Source organism: Deltaproteobacteria bacterium (genome assembly GCA_016219225.1).
In the GTDB taxonomy this organism is placed as follows: Bacteria; Desulfobacterota; RBG-13-43-22; order RBG-13-43-22; family RBG-13-43-22; genus RBG-13-43-22.
Genome location: JACRBX010000279.1, coordinates 1 through 18,567 on the forward strand (window position 1 = coordinate 1; position 18,567 = coordinate 18,567).

At 49.7% G+C, this 18,567-nt stretch carries 16 protein-coding genes; 10 read left to right on the forward strand and 6 right to left on the reverse strand.

The window, feature by feature from the left end; translation table 11 throughout:
- The first annotated feature begins 354 nt into the window (after positions 1–354).
- The 7 genes from asnS (at position 355) to ftsY (ending at position 11,333) form a co-directional block, all read left to right on the forward strand.
- The gene (gene asnS / locus HY879_23050; protein ID MBI5606222.1) at positions 355–1,647 is read left to right on the forward strand and encodes an asparagine--tRNA ligase; all 1,293 of its coding nucleotides are present in this window, start codon (positions 355–357) and stop codon (positions 1,645–1,647) included.
- A gap of 8 nt (positions 1,648–1,655) precedes the next feature.
- Positions 1,656–2,417 (forward strand): DNA repair protein RecO, encoded by a 762-nt coding sequence (gene recO, locus HY879_23055; protein MBI5606223.1) that lies wholly within the window; start codon positions 1,656–1,658, stop codon positions 2,415–2,417.
- Between the two features lie 117 nt (positions 2,418–2,534).
- Complete coding sequence (gene glyQ / locus HY879_23060) at positions 2,535–3,413, forward strand: glycine--tRNA ligase subunit alpha (protein ID MBI5606224.1); 879 nt, start codon at positions 2,535–2,537, stop codon at positions 3,411–3,413.
- Positions 3,414–3,422: 9 nt separating this feature from the next.
- Positions 3,423–5,531 carry a glycine--tRNA ligase subunit beta gene (locus HY879_23065; GenBank protein ID MBI5606225.1) on the forward strand — a complete coding sequence of 703 codons (2,109 nt, stop codon included), beginning with the start codon at positions 3,423–3,425 and terminating at the stop codon, positions 5,529–5,531.
- 385 nt (positions 5,532–5,916) lie between these two features.
- Positions 5,917–6,102 (forward strand): hypothetical protein, encoded by a 186-nt coding sequence (locus tag HY879_23070; protein MBI5606226.1) that lies wholly within the window; start codon positions 5,917–5,919, stop codon positions 6,100–6,102.
- 485 nt (positions 6,103–6,587) lie between these two features.
- Entirely contained in the window at positions 6,588–10,157 is a 3,570-nt protein-coding gene (gene smc, locus HY879_23075) for a chromosome segregation protein SMC (GenBank protein ID MBI5606227.1), read from the forward strand.
- A 156-nt stretch (positions 10,158–10,313) separates the two neighbouring features.
- The gene (gene ftsY, locus HY879_23080; GenBank protein MBI5606228.1) at positions 10,314–11,333 is read left to right on the forward strand and encodes a signal recognition particle-docking protein FtsY; all 1,020 of its coding nucleotides are present in this window, start codon (positions 10,314–10,316) and stop codon (positions 11,331–11,333) included.
- Between the two features lie 30 nt (positions 11,334–11,363).
- Here the strand turns inward: ftsY and HY879_23085 are convergent, their stop codons facing one another.
- From HY879_23085 to HY879_23095, 3 genes are all read right to left on the reverse strand, one after another.
- On the reverse strand, positions 11,364–11,612 hold the full coding sequence (locus HY879_23085) for a hypothetical protein (GenBank protein MBI5606229.1): 249 nt from the start codon (positions 11,610–11,612) through the stop codon (positions 11,364–11,366).
- Between the two features lie 31 nt (positions 11,613–11,643).
- Entirely contained in the window at positions 11,644–13,548 is a 1,905-nt protein-coding gene (locus HY879_23090; protein MBI5606230.1) for a lytic transglycosylase domain-containing protein, read from the reverse strand.
- Positions 13,549–13,758: 210 nt separating this feature from the next.
- Positions 13,759–13,995, reverse strand: coding sequence for a hypothetical protein (locus HY879_23095; GenBank protein MBI5606231.1), 237 nt, complete (start codon positions 13,993–13,995; stop codon positions 13,759–13,761).
- On the opposite strand from HY879_23095, the gene HY879_23100 reads away from it, so the two are divergent.
- Both HY879_23100 and HY879_23105 read left to right on the forward strand, forming a co-directional pair.
- Complete coding sequence (locus tag HY879_23100) at positions 13,985–14,221, forward strand: type II toxin-antitoxin system PemK/MazF family toxin (protein ID MBI5606232.1); 237 nt, start codon at positions 13,985–13,987, stop codon at positions 14,219–14,221. The two genes, HY879_23095 and HY879_23100, sit on opposite strands and share 11 nt — an antisense overlap.
- Positions 14,222–14,293: 72 nt before the next feature.
- On the forward strand, positions 14,294–15,133 hold the full coding sequence (locus HY879_23105) for a hypothetical protein (protein MBI5606233.1): 840 nt from the start codon (positions 14,294–14,296) through the stop codon (positions 15,131–15,133).
- Between the two features lie 93 nt (positions 15,134–15,226).
- Here HY879_23105 and HY879_23110 read toward each other — a convergent pair whose 3' ends face one another.
- Together HY879_23110 and HY879_23115 are read right to left on the reverse strand one after the other, a co-directional pair.
- A complete protein-coding gene (locus HY879_23110; protein ID MBI5606234.1) occupies positions 15,227–15,640 on the reverse strand; it encodes a PIN domain-containing protein in 414 nt (137 codons plus the stop codon).
- Positions 15,637–15,852 (reverse strand): hypothetical protein, encoded by a 216-nt coding sequence (locus HY879_23115; protein MBI5606235.1) that lies wholly within the window; start codon positions 15,850–15,852, stop codon positions 15,637–15,639. Before HY879_23115 ends, HY879_23110 begins: the two co-directional genes overlap by 4 nt.
- A gap of 423 nt (positions 15,853–16,275) precedes the next feature.
- On the opposite strand from HY879_23115, the gene HY879_23120 reads away from it, so the two are divergent.
- Positions 16,276–16,800, forward strand: a complete 525-nt coding sequence (locus HY879_23120; protein MBI5606236.1) for an HPF/RaiA family ribosome-associated protein — start codon at positions 16,276–16,278, stop codon at positions 16,798–16,800.
- A gap of 45 nt (positions 16,801–16,845) precedes the next feature.
- Here the strand turns inward: HY879_23120 and HY879_23125 are convergent, their stop codons facing one another.
- A complete protein-coding gene (locus HY879_23125) occupies positions 16,846–18,495 on the reverse strand; it encodes an AarF/ABC1/UbiB kinase family protein (GenBank protein MBI5606237.1) in 1,650 nt (549 codons plus the stop codon).
- Positions 18,496–18,567: the final 72 nt, after the last annotated feature.

Genomic DNA, 18,567 nt, shown 5'->3' on the forward strand with positions numbered 1-18,567 from the left:
TTTGAATATAAAGAATAGTTATCTGCGGGTATCGGCGAAAATCCGCGTCCTAATCTAACAGTGTAGAAAATTGCTTTTTGGACGGTGATGAACTCGGATCGGCAGAGAGCCGATCGTGCAGATTGCTGGGATTTTGAATATAAAGAAAGATGGATTCGTAAAAAGTCGCCGAACGTCCATTTTCGTCATTCCCGTGAAAACGGGAATCCAGTGTTTTTAACTAGTTATGCGTGGCCTGGATTCCCGTCCCCGATCGAGTCGAGGACAGGCTCTGCGCGGGAATGACGAGTTTTTGCCAGATCATCAAAAATAGTTATCGGCGAAAATCTGCCTCCTAATTCAACCCGAACGGCCATGATGATTTATATTGATCAATGCAGGCAATTTGTTGAACAGGAAGTGACCATCCAGGGATGGCTGGTTCACAAACGTTCCAGCGGACAGGTGCGTTTTTTGGTCCTCAGAGACGGTACGGGCATTTTACAGGCCGTCCTGTTAAAGAACAAAGTCAGCCCGGAGGCATTTCAAGCATTTGATCAGTTAACTCAGGAATCTTCCCTGGCCCTGACCGGGATTTTACATGACGATTCCAGGGCCCCCGGCGGCCTGGAGCTGGAACTATCGGAACTTAAAATCTTTCAGGTCGCCCAGCCCTATCCGATTTCACCCAAGGAACATGGTATTGCCTTTTTGATGGAACACCGCCATCTCTGGCTCCGTTCGGCCCGCCAACAGGCCATATTGTGGATCCGTCACGAGCTGATTCGGGCCATCCGTGATTTTCTGGATGCCCACCAATTTATCCAATTGGATGCCCCGATATTGACTCCAGCCGCCTGTGAGGGGACCAGTACGCTTTTCAGTACGTCCTATTTTGATCAGGGGAATGCCTTTCTTTCTCAAAGCGGCCAGCTTTATATGGAGGCCGGGGCTATGGCCTTCGGCCGGGTATATTGTTTCGGCCCATCATTCAGGGCCGAGAAATCCAAGACCCGCAGACACCTGACGGAATTCTGGATGGTGGAACCCGAAATCGCCTTTGCCGACCTGGAAGAATTGATCTCCTGGGCCGAACAATTGATTGCTTTTATGATCACCCGGGTTTTAGAGAACAGGCTTGAAGAGCTTAAACTCCTGGAAAGAGATATTACCCGGCTGGAAAAGGTCAAGCCTCCCTTGCCACGCCTGACTTATACCCAGGCCCTGGAATTACTAAAAGAGCAGGGTTTGGTCGTTGCTTTTGGAGAGGATCTGGGGGGCGATGAAGAGACCTGCATCGCTTCCCAATTTGACCAACCGGTGGTTATTCATCGTTATCCTGCCGGATGCAAGGCCTTTTATATGAAAAAAGACCCCCAGGACCCCAGAGTGGTTTTGAATATGGACATCCTGGCTCCGGAAGGGTATGGAGAGATCATCGGTGGTTCCCAGAGAGAGGAAGACCTGGAACGCCTCCAGGAAAGAGTCAAAGAACAGGCCCTTTCCCAAGAGGATATTGAATGGTATTTAGATCTCCGTCGTTTCGGCACAGTCCCCCATGGGGGATTCGGACTGGGCCTCGAGAGGATGGTGGCCTGGGTTTGCGGATTAAAACATGTCCGGGAGGCCATTCCATTTCCCCGGACCCTTTACCGCCTTTATCCCTGATTTTTTTTATGCCCGCCAAGACCGTTGAAGCCATTATCCTTCAGGTAAAACCTTACGGAGAGGCGGATTTGATTATTGAATTTTTTACTTCCCAATGGGGAAGGATGAGGGGGATTGCCAAAGGGGCCAAAAAGAGCAAAAAACGATTTGTTCATTGTCTCGAACCCTTAAATTGGGTCCGTTTGACCCTTTTTGAAAAACAAACTATTTCTTTGGCGCGCATTGATCAAGGGGAATTGATCGACCCCTTTCCGGAGATTCGAAAAGATTTCAGGAAGTGGGGGCAGGCCGCCTACTTTTGTGAAATGACCAAGGAATTATTCCCTGTAGGAGATCAAAATCCCCTGGTCTTTGAGTTGATCCGGGAATCCCTGCGGATTCTTAATCAGGAAAAGGGGGACCGGGAAGTCTTCATTATTTTTCAGATTCGGTTACTTAAACTGGCCGGATACGCCCTTTTTCTGAACACCTGCTTGAATTGCGGGAAAAAAGCCGAGGAGATCGGCGAGGCCGTCTTTTCCTTGATCAGGGGGGGAATTCTGTGCCCCCTTTGCCTGCGGGGAGACAAAGGAATCTGCCTTTCCATCGGATCGATCCAGAGCATTCGGCAATCGATGGTCATGAATTTGCCCCAGGTTTTTCGGATGCGTTTTTCTCCGGAGATCCGCAGGGAAATCGAAGGACTGTTGGGACCTTTTTCCAGGCATATTATGGGGAAGGAACTCGGATCGGCCCGGTATCTGAAGCAGATACAGGAAGGGTATGGATGATAAAAACAAGGCACAAGGCGCAGGGTATAAGGTGTAAGGTCTAAGGAAATTGACTTCATTGCTTTTACCTTGAACCTTACGCCTTGAGCCTTGTACCTTTCTTTAATAGGAGGTTTTGTGCTTACTTTTCAAGAATTGATCGGGGCCCTGAATCAGTATTGGGCCGGACAGGGATGCCTGCTTTTACAACCCTATGACCTGGAGGTCGGAGCCGGGACCTTCCACCCGGCAACCTTCTTAAGGGTCCTGGGACCGGAACCCTGGAAAGCGGCTTATGTGGAACCTTCGCGACGTCCGACCGACGGCCGCTACGGGGAAAACCCCAACCGGCTCCAGCATTATTATCAATACCAGGTTATCCTTAAACCCTCTCCTTTGGAAGTTCAGGATTTGTATTTGAAAAGTCTGGAAAGTTTTGGAATCCATCCCCTGGAACACGATCTGAGGTTTGTGGAAGACGACTGGGAATCTCCTACCCTGGGGGCCTGGGGATTGGGTTGGGAGGTTTGGCTGGACGGCATGGAGATCACCCAATTCACCTATTTCCAACAATGCGGGGGTATCGATCTCTCACCCATTGCGGTGGAGTTGACCTATGGCCTGGAACGGATCGCCATGTATCTCCAGGAAAAGGACAATGTCTATCAACTGAAATGGAACGACCGGATTTCTTACGGCGAAATCCATCACCAGACCGAATTTGAATTTTCCACCTATAATTTCGACCAGGCCGATGTGGAACAGTTACGGGCCAATTTCAATTCTTACGAAAAAGAGAGCAAAAGGCTGGTGGCCCTGAAACTGCCCCGGCCGGCTTATGACTTCTGCCTGAAATGTTCCCATGTTTTTAATATCCTGGATGCCCGGGGGGCCATCAGCGTCACAGAGCGGACCGGCTATATCGGCAGGATTCGAGATCTGGCCCGCCAGGTGGCCCATGAATATTATGCCCAGCGGGAAGCCCTGGGGTTCCCGCTACTGAATCAGGAACGATGATGTTTGATAATGCCTGTCAAAAAAGATCTAAGAAAGAAGATTATGGAAAAGGATTTTTTATTGGAAATCGGAACCGAAGAGATCCCGGCCCGTTTTATTCCCGGAGCCTTACAAACCTTGAAAGAATTGGCCCGGGTTCGATTTGAACAATCCCGTCTGTCTTTCCGGGAAATAAAAACCCTGGGTACCCCCAGAAGGTTGGCCCTTCTGATTTCCGGACTGGCGTCTTTTCAATCCGACAAGGAAGAAAATCTCATAGGTCCCCCGAAAACAGCCGCTTTTTCAGAGGACGGGGTGCCCACTAAAGTCGCCCTTGGTTTTGCCAAGGCCAAAGGGGTGGCAGTTAAGGATTTGGAGTTTATGGAGACCCCCAAAGGGGTTTATCTATGTCTCCGGAAACGGCTCCAGGGCCTGCCGGCCATTGACGTTTTAAAGGAAATCCTGCCCCAGATGATTTTGGACCTGCCTTTCCCGAAATTTATGCGCTGGGGAGATTCTTCGATCCGGTTCGTCCGTCCCGTCCATTGGATTGTGGCCCTCTTAGGGGAACAGGTGATCCCTTTTTCATTGGAAGGGATTGAGGCCGGCAATTTGACTTATGGCCATCGGTTTATGGCACCGGAAGCCATTACCCTTACGCAAATGGAAGATTATGTGAAGCAACTTCGAAAAGCACGGGTCATTGTAGATCCGGCGGAGCGAAAGGCGCTGTTACACCAGGGAATTGAAGACCTGGGAACCCGGGCCGGGGGCCGGGTTTTAACCGACCCGGAATTGCTCCAAGAAGTCAATTTTTTGGTTGAATTTCCCGAACCGGTTTTCGGAAGTTTTGATCCCGATTTCCTCCAGTTGCCATCCGAGGTGCTGATTACTTCTATGAAGGAACATCAGCGGTATTTTCCGGTAGTCGATGAACAGGGGAAATTACTCCCCCGTTTCATCGCCGTAAATAACACCCGGGTCCTCGATACCGATCGGGTGGTCAAGGGCCATGAAAAGGTCCTCCGGGCCCGTCTTTCCGATGCCCGGTTTTTCTATAACGAAGACTTGAAAGAACCGTTGAACCAAAAAGTGGAAGCCTTAAAAAATGTAGTGTTTCATTCGCGATTAGGGACCTCCTTCGAAAAGGTAGAGCGGATTTGCACTCTGGCCGTTTATCTTTCCCGCAAGCTGGCCCCGGAAAAAGAGGCGCTTGTCCGCCGTACCGCCTGGCTGTGCAAGGCTGATTTGACTTCCCTGATGGTCGGGGAATTTCCTGTCCTGCAAGGGCTGATGGGCAGGGAATATGCTTCAAGATCCGGAGAACCGGAAGAGGTGGCCCAGGGGATTTCCGAACACTATCTGCCGGCCTCGGTCGGCGATGTTTTGCCCTGGACGATCACCGGGGCCTTAGCCGGCCTGGCCGATCGATTGGATACCCTGGTCGGTTTTTTCGGCCTGGCCCAGATCCCCACCGGCTCGGCCGATCCCTATGCCCTGCGCCGGCAGGCCCAGGCCGTTATTTTGATCGTCTGGGGCAAGGGGTATTCCTTATCATTGGATCAGGTTTTGGATCAGGCTTTATCGTCCTATGGAGACCGGTTTAAGGAAGACCCCGGAACCATCAAAAAAAATCTCGGCGATTTTTTTGCCTTGCGCCTCGAACATCTTTTGGAAGGGGAGGGGATCGGCCGGGAAACGGTCGAGGCCGTCCTTTCGGCCGGTTGGGATGACTTCTTGGAAGTGCGACAACGGACCCAGGCCCTCCAGGAATTTCAGGAGCACCCGGATTTCCCTTCCCTGGCCATCGGTTGCAAACGGGCCTTGAATATCCTGAAGGGGATTTCCCGGCAGGAGGCCGGGCAGGTGGACCGGGAGTTGTTATTGGAAGACCAGGAAAAACAGCTCTTCGAAAAAGTGGTGGAAAAAGAAGCCCTTTTGGAAGGTCTCTTCAATGAAAGAAGTTATTCCAATTATCTTATCCAATTAGCCCAGTTACGTTCTTCCATCGATGCCTTCTTCGACAAGGTTCTGGTTATGGCCCAGGAGGAAAAGATTAAAAAGAATCGTCTGGCCCTGCTGTTCCAACTGACGGCCCTTTTTAACCGTTTTGCCCTTTTTTCAAAGTTTTCCATTTGAATAAAGAAACTCTGTTTTCCCGAAATTTGATGAAGAAAATAGGGAAATACTCTTTTCCCCATACAGCCCCCTTCCCGGAATATTCCTTTTTAACGTACTGTAATCTTCTTTTTCCCATCATACAGACGTCGGGCAGCGGACCTGGCCCTGGAAGAGATCAACGGAGCCGGCGGGATAGTGGGGAAAAAGGTCAAACTGGTTTATAAGGACTCCAAGAGCAATACTTAAATCAGCAAACAAAATGCCCTGAACCTCTTTGAGCCCAAGGACGGGCCACCGGAGGCCACATGATCGGCACTGTCTAAAAGTCCTTCCACCACACATTGTTGATCGGTTTGGTGATCGATCGGGTTATGATTATTGCCATAAATAAGGTGTAATCAATATGATCAGCCCCTCGGAGGAGATGAGCGGCCAGGCAGTGACGATGAAAGAGTTTGTCGGACAGTTGGTTTCATTGGTGGGAGGTAAAAAGGGCAATGGCCAGGACGATGCAGGCCAACAAGGCCTTCCAGAAGAATATTCGGAAGAAGAAAGACGATACTTGGAAGAGAGGGATGGCGGTTTCTGAACCTTAAGGCGATCGGTAAAAAGGCTTGCCCTTGATTCTTAATGATGATTAATAAGATTGACAAACATGTAAAAAGTCGCCAAAACTCGCATTACGTCATTCCAGCGAAAGCCGGAATCCAGGCTAAAGAAACCACCTAAAGCCCTGGATGCCGGATCAGGTCCGGCATGACGGAGAACTAATAAGCCTGGAGGTTAAATCCAGGCTTATTTTCGTACTAAACCGCCATGCCCCGCCTTTTGGGGCATGGCACCACGAAGCTTGAAAATAGGCTCCTTGGAAGACGGATACTATTTTCGTATTAAATCTCTTTTAACTACCATATATTGTATAACTTTTCTTAATAACTCCTTTCTATTGTATTTTTTTCTTTACAAAACCAATTTTTAGATTAAAATTGCTTCAGGAACAAGGGGTATCCTGTCTGTCCCGACAGGTCTTGCAAAAGACCTTGCCCGGGCATTAAAGAAAGGGAATTAGTTAAGGTGAAACTTAAACGATTAGAGCTTAACGGGTTTAAATCATTCTCAGAAAAGACGGTAGTCTCCTTTCCAAAAGGGATCAGCGGCGTAGTGGGACCCAACGGCTGCGGCAAGAGCAATATTGTGGATGCCATCAAATGGGTCATGGGTGAACAAAGTCCCAAACAACTCCGCGGCAAGGGCATGGAAGATGTGATTTTTGCCGGTTCCAACGGCAAATCCTCCGTGGGCATGGCCGAGGTTTCCCTGGTCCTGGATAATGATAATGGCTCCATGCCCCAGGAATTCGCCGGAGTGGAAGAAGTCGTCATTACCCGGCGTCTGTTTCGAGACGGGGAAAGTGAGTATGCCATCAACAATAAAGCCTGCCGGTTGAAGGATATTACCCACCTTTTTATGGATACCGGGATAGGCAGTAAGGCCTATTCGGTTATAGAACAGGGAAGGATCGGGGCCATCATTGATTCCAAACCCGAGGACCGGCGGCACTGGATTGAAGAAGCGGCCGGCATTTCCAAGTATAAGAGCAAGAAAAACGAGACCCTCCGAAAACTGGAATTGACCCAACAGAACCTGGTACGGGTGGAGGATGTCATCACCGAGGTCAAAAGGCAGGTGAACTCCCTTTACCGTCAGGCCAAAAAGGCCGAACGTTTTAAAGAGGTTCGAAAAGAGGCCAAGGAAATCGAGTTGATCCTGGCGGCCAAGGAATATCAGGAATTGCTGCACGGAAAAGAGAACAAGGAACAGGAGCTTTCTTTGTGTCAGGCCCAGGTTACCGATTTCAGAACCGAATGCCAGTCCCAGGAGAATCTTTTAGCCCAACTCCAGAAAGAGCTGTTGGTCCTTGAAAGGCTCTTAAAAGAAAAACAGGAACGGCTGTATCAACAAAAAACCGAATTTCAAAGACAGGAAGGGTTCGTCCACCAGTATCGGAGAGAACTCGAGACCTTGGGCCAGGAGGCCCTGGAAATAGAAAGGGAATTAAAAGAGATTGCCGACTGGTTAAGGGAGAATGATCCCAAAGAGAAGACCCTGGCTGAAGAGGTATCGTCTTTTGCCCGGAAATACGCTTTGGAAGAAGGCCGGGTCCGGGAACAGGAAAAATCCCTGGCCGAGGCCAAGAAAGAAATACTTTGGGGACAGGAACAGATCGATCAGTCTAAGGATCTGCTGGTCACCAAATTAACGGAAATGACCCGGGTCAGGAATATGCGGGCCAATCTGATTAAAGTTCGGGAAGACCGGGACAGGAGGATAGCCAGGCAAAGTGAAGAGAAGACCCAGATCGTCGATCGATTGAGCTTCTTGAACCAATCGGCCCAGGAAGCCGAGTCCCGTTTGTCGGAACAAAGGGAATCGGTTAGGAAGATCCAGGCCGAAATAGTCCAAGCGCAACAACAGAAGACCGAAGGAGAGAAGGCCCGGAAAGAATTAGAAGTCGACCTGTTGGATCTGGAGCAGGCCGTCAAACAGGATCAGGCCCAAATCAGAAACCTGCAGGAAATCCGGAATAATTTTCAGATTTATCAAAACGGTGTCAGGGCCCTGGTGCAGGGGGAATGGACAACGGATATTTCCGGGGGGGCCATTTTTGACCAGGTTCTGGCCGAAGGGTTGGAGACCGAACCGGGGTGTGAGACGGCCGTCGAGGCCGCCTTGGGGGATGCCTTACAGGCCCTGATTATCAACGATCCTTCAGCGGCCTTTCGCGGCATAGAATTTTTAAGGAAAACCGGGAAAGGAAAGGCCCATTTTCTGTCCATGGATTCTCTGCCCTTACCGGAAACCGGCTGGGCCTCCTGGGAAGAGGAAGGCCTGGTCCCCTTATTATCCAAGGTTTCCGTGCGGGAAGAATGCCGGACCTGGCTGAATCTGCTATTGGGATCTTTTGTCCTGGTTTCCAATCTAACTGAGGGTCTGGAGGTCTGGAAGAACCACCAGGGCCGGATTTCGGTGGTCACCCGTGAAGGCGACCTGATTGACTCCAGGGGGATCATTGCCGGCGGCAGTTCCGGGAATCCGGAAAGCGGTATTCTTTACCAAAAAAATCTTGTCCATAAATTGGAAGAACGTATCCGGGAAGGACAGGGGGAAGCCGACCTAAAAAAGGAAAGTCTCCAGATCAAACAAAATGAAATCAGAGGGGTGATTTCTCAGCTCCAGGCCCTGGAGGAACGGAAAAGGGAGGAAGAAAAAAGAATTCTGGAGTTGGAAAAATCCTTGATCGGTTATCAGGAAGAAACCAAACCGATGCAACGCCGGCTTCAGTTGCTGACTCTGGAAGAGGAAGAATACCGGGCCCAGGAGGAAGATCAGGCCTCGGAAGAACAGGGTCTGTCTCAGGAAGAGGAAACTTTAAATCAGGAGATACAAGACCTGCGCAACGAGATCCATGAACAGGAAGAGGGGATCAAAGTCCTGGAAGCCCATCTGGAAGAAGAAAGAGAAGCCTTGAGTCAGGCCAATACCCAGTTATCGGTTTTGAAGGAAAAGGGTGAGTATATAGGGAGGGAATGGGAACGTTTGAAAGAATCCCTGGCCGAGAAACAAGGGAGACAAAAAAGACTCCTGGACAAAAAGGAAACCGGAACCCGGACCCAGGAAGGCTTATTGGGAAAAATTGCATCCGGTGAAAAGACCGTAAAGGAATTGCTCGACGAGGTCACCGGGTTGAACGAGCAGATTCTGGCTACCAATGAAACCTGGGAAAAAATGGTTAAACAAAAGGAAGAGCTGGAAGGGATTTTTAAGGAAAAGAGAAATCAGATGTCGGAGGTGGAACATAAGGAAAATGCCCTTCATATGGACCTGGCCCAGGTCGTTATGAAGATGGATCATTTGAGAGAGCAAACCCTCGAACATACCGGCCAGCCGTTGGAAGAAATGATGAAAACCTATCTGAAAGGGGATGAAGACCTGGAAGGCCTTCGGGAGAAACGCAGAGAATTCAAGGAAAAACTGGAACAAATCGGAGAGGTGAATCTGACGGCCCTGGAAGAATACAATGCCTTTAAGGAACGGTATGATTTTTATCAAACCCAGGAAGATGATCTGCGTAAATCCATGGATTCCCTGAAACGGGCCATTCAGAAAATTAATTCCACCTCCCGGGAACTCTTTTTAACCACCTTTAAAACGATTCAGGAGAAGATGAATGAGGTTTTCCCGATCCTGTTCGAAGGCGGTTCCGCCAAACTGTCCCTGACCGATGACGATGACCCCCTGGAAGCCGGTGTGGAAATCATGGTCCATCCTCCGGGAAAACGGGTAACCAGCATGACCCTCCTTTCCGGGGGGGAAAAGGCCATGACGGCCCTGGCCTTATTGTTTGCGACCTATATGGTTAAACCCAGTCCCTTCTGTTTATTAGACGAGATTGATGCCTTTCTGGATGAAGCCAATGTGGAACGTTTCAAGGGCCTGGTCCAAAACATCGTTCGCGACTCTCAAATCATTCTCATTACCCATAACCGGCGCATCATGGAAATGGCCGATACCCTCTATGGGGTAACCATGGAACAGCCGGGGGTCTCCAAACTGGTCTCGGTCCGCCTGGATACCATTCAATAAACCTTTTTCCCACAAACTCATCCGGACGCATAGAACACCCCCGGGGCGATGAGCCATCGCCTCGAGGGGAGAAAGAACTTTTTTCTTCTCCCATTCAGATTTATCCATTATAATCCCGTCCTATTGATTCAACGGATTGGTGAAAGGAATAAAAAGATGTTGAAATGGTTTCGCAAGCAAGAAGATGAAAATCAACCGGACACCCCTGGTCCTGCCGGAGAGGGAAATATAATATCCGCCCCGGAGGAACAGGAGCCGAAGGAAAATAAAAAAGGATTTTTCGGCCGGCTCAAGGATCGATTGACCAAGACCCGGGAAACCTTGATCAGCCGGGTGGACCATCTGGTTCTGGGAAAAAAGGAGATCGACGAAGATTTGTTGGATGAGCTGGAGGAAATACTTATTACCTCCGACCTGGGGGTTATGACCACCCGGGCCCTGATCGAATCGGTGCAGCAAAAGGTTAAGAGGAAAGAATTGGATAACCCGGAACGGCTGAAGGAAACCCTTCAACAGGAGATCCTCCGTTTTCTGGAAGTGCCCGGTAAAATACCGGACTATTCTCAGAAACCTTTTATCATCCTGGTCATCGGGGTCAATGGGGTAGGAAAAACCACCACCATCGGGAAGCTGGCCCAAAAATTCAAAAGTCAGGGGAAGAAGGTCTTGCTGGTGGCCGGCGACACCTTCCGGGCCGCAGCCGGGGAACAATTAGAGATCTGGGCCGGTCGCTCCGGGGCCGAGATCATCCGCCAGAAGGAAGGGTCCGATCCTTCGGCCGTGGTCTATGACGGCGTCAAGGCCGCCCGTTCCCGGGGCATGGACCTGGTCCTGATCGATACGGCCGGAAGACTTCATACCCGGGTGAACCTGATGGAAGAGCTGAAAAAAATCCGACGGGTCATCCGGAAGGAGGTCCCGGAAGGTCCCCATCAAACCTGGTTGATCCTCGATGCCACCATGGGCCAGAATGCTATTTCCCAGGCCCGCATCTTTAACGAAGCCATGGAGATCAACGGGATTATCCTCACCAAACTGGACGGGACGGCCAAGGGGGGGATTATCGTCGGCATCTGCAATGAACTGAAAATCCCCATCGAATATATCGGCATCGGCGAAAAAGTGGATGATTTGCAGCCCTTTAATCCGGAGGAATTTGTTCGGGCCTTGTTTTGACAAAATCTTTAATGGACTTCTCATGGCATTTTATTCGTTATAATAAGGTCCGGGCTTAAAAATAAAGCCGTCGTGTTCCGCCCAGAGTTTAAGACACCACTCGATCAACATTTTGAGTTCTTGCAATTCTTCGGCCGGCGGCAAGACTTTGGGCAAATCCTTTGTTTCCGTCCTCTGAAATTCCGGGAGTTTCCTTTTAAGGTCCTGATTCAGTTCTTGCACCAGGGACCAAACCTCTTCTCTTAACTTAGGCGCCGGCCGTTTCTTTTTAATCGTCATTGATCTTCTTTCTTGTTGTCTAAAATGAGCACTATTTTCCACCAAGGCACATTTGGATGCGGTCCATCTGACCGTTTTTAACCCAGCCATATTTTTCCAGGAAAAGCCGATCAAAGGCGTTTAGCCTTCCTTCCCGTTGACGCTTCAAAAACCGCTCAAACTGGTTCGGTCCCCCGTTATACATGGCATAGACGGCCCCGCCGAGTATATCAAGAGGAAGGGATCGGTTCGGCCCCAGACGGTTCAGTGCCCATCGGCGGAAATAAAGCTCTAAAATCTCGGTACCGGCCAGGACGTTATAATGAATATTCCAGCGGAGGCTTTTGGGCTGATAGAGGCCTCTCCAGACCCGGAGGTTGATCTGCATCAGCCCAACGGAAGAGCCGTTATAAGAACAAAGATAGCGGACTTTTCCGTTGGAAGCGGTCAGTTGCCGCCAGCAGCTTTCCTGCCAGGCCGTGGCGGAGACCAGAAGCCTGAACAGGCCATGATATTTTTCTTCCAGATTTTTTTTAGACAGGACCTGGTCGGTCGCCCCTTGCAGGACCTCTTCAACCCTTTCAAGATAATCGTCCAGGTTTTTTCCGTCCGGCAGCCACTTCATTAATTCACCGGCAGCCTTGGGGATCTTTTCGCCTTCCGGGGGGGAAGTCGATACAAACCGGATGGGCCGGCGGGACTTCCTCCTGAAAAAAAGGTTTTCCGCAGTAGCCTCGGGCAGCTCAAGTTCATCCTCTTCATATCCGGGACCGGTTTCTTGGATAGGCGCACCAAGGCCCAAGAGCTGGCGCAATTCTGGATTAACCTCCCAGGCATATCCGGGGCTCCATGGTCTTTCCCCCCGAGACAGCAAACGGGCCAGCCGGATCAGACCGTTTTGGCTGATTTCCAGCCCAAAGGAACCTCCCAGATGGTCCAGAATTTTCAGGGAATCCATGGCGGTAAAATAAGCCATATATCCAAAGAGGGAAGGCGCGTCTTCCTGAATAAGGGTTTTTCTCAAGATCGGACCCAGTTCGTTCCAGCTTTTTATGAACTGTTCCCGAACCAGATCGCCCTCCGATTTCCTGTGGTCCAGGGCATCCACAAAGCCATAGCGCATTTCCAGGAGTGTCTTCAAGAGGGTCCCTTTTTCCTCTTCGGACAAGGGCCGTCCGATTAAAGAAAGCAACTCATGGACTAAAAAGGAGTCCCAGATTTCCCAGGTTTTAATAAACCGGACCTTTTCCTCTTCGGTCAGAGGTACGGGTGCCTTGCCGGATTCAACGGCCTCGGGGACCTCCAAATCGAACAGGATTTCAGCCTCCACGGCATTAGGACCGACCCGGACCTTACCTGTCCTGAGGGACCTTAAGCCTCTTTCGAATTTTTCCTGGTTTTCCGGTTTAACAAAAAAGGGGAGTAACTGGGTAACCTCATTGATCGGAGGGCCGAGATCGATCGCCACCCGATCCAGCGGGGGATGAACATATTTTTTAATCATTTTCCAGATGACTTCAACTACGGTCATCTTTTCAAGTTGTTGATTATAAAATTTCGAATCCCGGGTCTTAAATCGCAAGGACCGGGTCTTCTGATCCAGATAAGGCTGTAACCGGACTTCCCAATAGCCTTCCCAAACCAGCGGCTGGAGGCAGCGATTGCCCAGCTCAAGCCCGGCCTGGAGCTTGATTTTACTTAAAAGGTGAATCAAAGAACCTTTCGCATTGACCCTGGGGTCAGATAGCTCGATGCGAACACAGTGGTTGTTCTGATCCAGCAGAACGGCTTTCTGGCCCGGCTGGGTATAAACCTGAGTCACCAGGAACGAACGAATCAAAGGGTAGTCGAGGGTAACCGGCAGGGCGATGGTTTTGGGTACGGCCCAGGCGCTAAAACCTGATCCGAGAGTAAACAAACCAAGAACAAATATCCGGAGCAGACGTTTCCTGTTCATCTTTAATATCCTTTTAGAGGACTTATAGTACGAAAATAAAGTTTCAAGATGCAAGTTTCAAGTAAAAACCACGGAATGAAAAGTATAAAACAAGCCCGAAGGGCGATCAAGGAGAAAAATAACGATATTGTTTTTTAAAAATGGGACGTTGTCCATTTCATTCAGAAACTTATTAATGGCTGGAACTTATAGGCTGGGAGGGGGGCTTGTTTAAGGATCAGGAACGGCTCGTAAAATAATCTTTAGGCTTCTGAATTTTTTGTCCTTGAATGGTCCGGCCGAATAGTTTCCGAATGGGGACCGGTCGCCGATGATGAGGTAATCGGCTCCGTCGCAGGAGTTCGCCAACCAGGCCATTGGACGCCAATGTCCCTCGCCACAGCCTTCGGCCCCGCAAGCTTCGGGCTGGTGATCGTCGTCCAAACGAATCTCTTGAATGAGAACCATCCCAGCACCCTCGTTTGTCCCATCACCACAAAAATTCAACTGGGGGGCAGACGTTCTGCGCATTCATCTAAAAAAAGGCGAGGCGGGACTTGAGCAGGATTCAGATATTATCGTCGATCAGATACGTTCGATCGACAACCGGCGGTTTCTTGATCATCTTGGGGTGATTTCGGATAAAAACAAACGACTTTTGCTGTCCAGCCTTCGAATTGTGATCCTTGAATAGGGAAGGATATGAAAAGGAAAGAAAGAGGTTTAAAGTTGTTCAAGTTATAGGATATTACATAGAGCATAAAAAATGCCGACTGTGATAAAACCCGTCTTGAAGGGCAAGGTAGATGAATCCTTTCTCCTGAAGGTTCAAAAATGGACCGGAGAGGTTTTGGGGAAAACCGCACCCGGGACGGCCCCGGACCGTATTTCCCTGTACCTCTGGGAGAAAGAAAAAGAGTTTCAGGAATTCGACGTCCGGGAAAAAGCCGAGTTGGGGGTAGTTACCAGCGGCGAATCCGAATTTCTGGCCACCCACGAGGCCTGGAGAGGTTACCCCAGGATTCATATAACCCTTGAAAAAATCCGGGGAATTCCGGAAGGAGTCGTCCGGGGCGTGGTTCAACATGAGATCGGCCATGCCCTGCTTCACGGCAAGCCGGAGTTTTATCGATTTTTATTTTCCGAATCACTTCAGAAAACCGCCGGGTCAGCCGGACTCGATCTACCCCAACTTCAACAGTTGGTCTATCTGCTTTCCGTGGCCCTGAAAGACGAAGAAGTGGTCCGGTTGTTGGGTGAAAGGGGATTAGGCGTTTACCAAAATCGGTTACTGGAATATTTGATGGAAGATACCGGGGAGGAACAGCAGACCTGGGAACTGATCAAGGATTTTCCGGCTCTGAAAAAAATAGCCTGGGCCGTTTTCCTAAAAACCCTTCTGCCGATTGAAACTTTAGCCCTATCGGGTGATCCGGAGGCCGGCCCCCTGATAGACCTATGGGAGAAGGCCTATTCATGGCTCACCAACCGGGAAAGGATCGACCTGAGGGCCTATGCCCGTTCGGTCATTGAACGGCCCTTTATAAATTTCCAGGATCGATTGGAACAAACCGTCCTGGGGCTGATCAGGAATACCTCGTTATGATGTGCTAATGCTTTCGCCGAGGTGACGGTGTGGGCCTGGAATTTTCCTTAAGTTAATGGCATGGAGTAGGATCAAAACGGGCGGGAGCAGTCGCTATCTATTGAACTGAGCCAGGAATTCAGAGGGTTCGAAGACCTTCAGGGCGGACCCGAAAAAGTCCTTTGTATTTCTGGTTACAATAGAATCAACCCCGGCCGATCGACCAGACTCGGCCAACACCGCGTCCTCGAAATCATTAATCTTGCTTTCGAGCGCGCGTTCGATCACAAGCCGATTCACCGAGGCCACTTCAAATAGACTGATGAGTTTCCGTAAGGCAGCCCGCGCCGTAGAGGCCGGAAGGGATCGGGTAAGCAGGTAGTCGATTGTTGTAATAGTCGTAGCACAAAGAAAAGCCTCGATAACGGATTCCTCGGCAAGGGAAAACAGGTTCACGGCAGCCTGCACAAAAGGCTCACGCTCAAGCAACACATCTAACACGATATTGGTGTCTATGATTACTCTCAAAGATACTTCTCCCGGAGATGTGCCTTATAGTCATCTTCCGAGACTTCCTGTCCCTTGAGAATCCCAACAAGTGAAGCCGTGGTCGGCGGCGGGGGTTTTTTCGAAACCGGATGCAAACCGACCGATTCAATGAATTCGGCTACCATGCGGGATACGGATTTTCCCCGTCGTCTTGCCTCAAGCTTGGCCTTCCGAACAACGGCTTCTTCCATTCGCAATGTCAGTTTAGTATTCATGACGTATATAAATATCAAACATGTACGTCAGTGTCAAGTATTTTTCCTGTGAATTCGTTACGGGTGAAATTAGAAAATCGCTGCGTTTAAGGAGCGTCGGCCGGGGCGGACAGAAGAGAAGAAGCAATGAAGTTCAAAACCGGGGCTGAAAATCCGTCCAGGAAAATGAAAAGTCCTGCCGGCTATTATCAAAAATACAGTCTTTTTGATAATAAACTACCTGCTTTATCTTATTTACTTTTTAATCATCCCTGAATGATACTATTCATCATGCATTTCTTGGAAAAGAGGAGCGGATAAAGGCCGGACCGCCCAGTAACAAACCAGTAACAAACCTGAAGCCGATTCTTGTTTGAATCATTTCAAATGAAGCTTTATTTAGGAAGGAAGAACCAAAACATGGACATTCATATCGAAGGGCAAAACCTGGAAATTCAACCGGAATGGCGTGAAAAAATTGAAGAAGAATTGGCCCGTCTGGAAGAACATTTTATGGGTCCTGTTTTACATGCCCGGGTGGAAATCATCGGGACCCGTCATCACCATCTGGGTGCCTTTGAAGTTCATCTGGTCGTAACCGTGAGCGGGGAAACGATTACCATTACCCGCCAGGGGGAATTTGTCCCGCCCTTACTGGTGGAGGCCTTTGATTCCCTGGACCGCCGTCTTTTGGAATACTCTCGTATCCAGCAAAAGGAAGTTAAGGCCCATGAAGAGTATGCCCAGCGGGGTAAAGTGGCCCGTCTAATCGCGAATAGGGACTATGGTTTTATAGAAGCCTCGGACGGTCTGGAGATTTATTTCCATGCCAATGCCTTAAAAAATGGGAAATTTAATAAATTAGCGCCGGGCACCGAGGTAAAATTCGCTCAGGAAGACGGCGAGAAAGGACCTCAAGCCATCTGGGTCCAGCCTGTGGGTTGAGTGCGGTTTATAACCCAGCATAGGCCTGTGAAGGGAGGGGTTTTTTTACAGCTTTCCGGATCGAAGGATGGAGATGATGAGCCAAAGACCCAAAATTGTGGCAATGATATAACCGAGGAGACCGAAGAGGGCGGTTACGGAAATGGTTTTCAATCCGAACAGATTCAGGGTCACCTCGAAAATCTTCTGATCGGAATTGAGGATCAAGGCGGCGGCGATAAGGGAGGCGGAAATAATAAAGCCGACGGTCAGCCGGTTGAGGCCTTTGGCAAACTGGCCGGTCAGACTTTCCAGGCCTCCGTGCCAAAGTTCCCAGCGTTGTTTCCCCTGGGCCGTTTGTCGGAGAATGTCATGAAAAAACTTGGGCATGGACTTCAGATATCCGCCGCTGATACGGACCTCTCTCTCAATATCGCGAAAAACCCGTTTGACATTGTAGTTGCGTGCCAGAAATTTCCTGGCATAGGGTCGGGCCGCTTCCAGAAGACTGGCCTCACTGCCCAGAATCTTGCCCAGGGCTTCGGTTTGGATAAAGGTCTTCAAGAGGAGGAGGATATTCCTGGGGAGCCTGATATGATACTTATAGATCAATTGCATGATTTGATCATAGACGTCTCTGACCGAAATGGTCTGAAGAGAACGGCCGTAGAAGGGTTCGCTCAGGTCCTTGAGGTCGATCAAAAAACTCTTCAGATCCATGGTCTCCTCATCGAAGATTCCCGCATCCCACAAGGCCTCCAGGACCCGATCATAATCATGGTCGGCAAAACCGAGGAAGATATTGGCGATTTGGTGCATCATCTGTTCATCCAGATATCCGGTAATGCCGAAATCCACCAGGGCCACCCGGCCGTCGTCCATGACCAGGGTATTACCCGGGTGCGGATCGGCGTGAAAGAACCCGAACTCCATTAACTGACGGGAAAAGGACCGTAATCCGATGTTGGCTATTTCCTTGGGGTCAAGACCACGGGCCTTTATGGCCTCTACCTGATCCATTTTGATGCCATCGATATATTCCATGACCAACACGGATCGGGAGGTGTATTCCCAGTATACCCGGTGGATGTAGATTTCATCCACGTCTTTGAAATTTTCGGCAAACTTTTCAATGCTGCCTGCCTCAATAAACATATCGAGCTCCTTAAAAATGGTGCGCTCGAACTCTTTGACCAGGTTGGTTCCACCCAGGATCTGCCCTATCTCGAAATTTTTTTCTATCTTGTCGGCTAAATAATACATCAAACGGATATCCTGGCTGATCATCCTGCCGATTCCCGGCCGGATGACTTTGACGGCCAGTTTTTCCCCGGTGGGGAGTTCTGCCCGATGGACCTGAGCTACCGAGGCGGCGGCAATCGGGGTCGGGTCGAATTTCTGGAAAATTTTTAAGAGAGGGCGCTTTAATTCTTCTTCAATGACCTTTTTGATCTCCGGAAAGGGGACCGGAGGCACACGGTCCTGAAGTTTTTTAAATTCCTCGATGTAGTCCGGAGGAAACAGGTCGGCCCGGGTGCTCATTAACTGTCCTAATTTGATAAAACTGGGCCCCAGTTCTTCCAGGGCCAGGCGGATCCGCTTCGGGGATGGGAATCCTGATTTGAAAAACAGGTCTTTTGTGGTGGGACTTTTCTCTTTTTTTTCTCCCCGGCCCAGGAGACGTTCAACCAGGTCGCCCATTCCATGCTTGAGCATCACCCGGGTTATGACCGAAAATCTTTTGAATCCCTTCAAATCGGCCCCTTGTTTTGATGGATACAATCAAAA

Bases quoted from the DNA above. Each gene is read 5' to 3' on its own strand.
- asnS (MBI5606222.1), top strand. From the start codon at position 355: ATGATGATTTATATTGATCAATGCAGGCAATTTGTTGAACAGGAAGTG.
- recO (MBI5606223.1), top strand. From the start codon at position 1,656: ATGCCCGCCAAGACCGTTGAAGCCATTATCCTTCAGGTAAAACCTTAC.
- HY879_23065 (MBI5606225.1), top strand. From the start codon at position 3,423: ATGCCTGTCAAAAAAGATCTAAGAAAGAAGATTATGGAAAAGGATTTT.
- HY879_23070 (MBI5606226.1), top strand. From the start codon at position 5,917: ATGATCAGCCCCTCGGAGGAGATGAGCGGCCAGGCAGTGACGATGAAA.
- ftsY (MBI5606228.1), top strand. From the start codon at position 10,314: ATGTTGAAATGGTTTCGCAAGCAAGAAGATGAAAATCAACCGGACACC.
- HY879_23085 (MBI5606229.1), bottom strand. From the start codon at position 11,612: ATGACGATTAAAAAGAAACGGCCGGCGCCTAAGTTAAGAGAAGAGGTT.
- HY879_23090 (MBI5606230.1), bottom strand. From the start codon at position 13,548: ATGAACAGGAAACGTCTGCTCCGGATATTTGTTCTTGGTTTGTTTACT.
- HY879_23100 (MBI5606232.1), top strand. From the start codon at position 13,985: ATGAGAACCATCCCAGCACCCTCGTTTGTCCCATCACCACAAAAATTC.
- HY879_23095 (MBI5606231.1), bottom strand. From the start codon at position 13,995: ATGGTTCTCATTCAAGAGATTCGTTTGGACGACGATCACCAGCCCGAA.
- HY879_23105 (MBI5606233.1), top strand. From the start codon at position 14,294: ATGCCGACTGTGATAAAACCCGTCTTGAAGGGCAAGGTAGATGAATCC.
- HY879_23115 (MBI5606235.1), bottom strand. From the start codon at position 15,852: ATGGAAGAAGCCGTTGTTCGGAAGGCCAAGCTTGAGGCAAGACGACGG.
- HY879_23120 (MBI5606236.1), top strand. From the start codon at position 16,276: ATGGACATTCATATCGAAGGGCAAAACCTGGAAATTCAACCGGAATGG.
- HY879_23125 (MBI5606237.1), bottom strand. From the start codon at position 18,495: ATGCTCAAGCATGGAATGGGCGACCTGGTTGAACGTCTCCTGGGCCGG.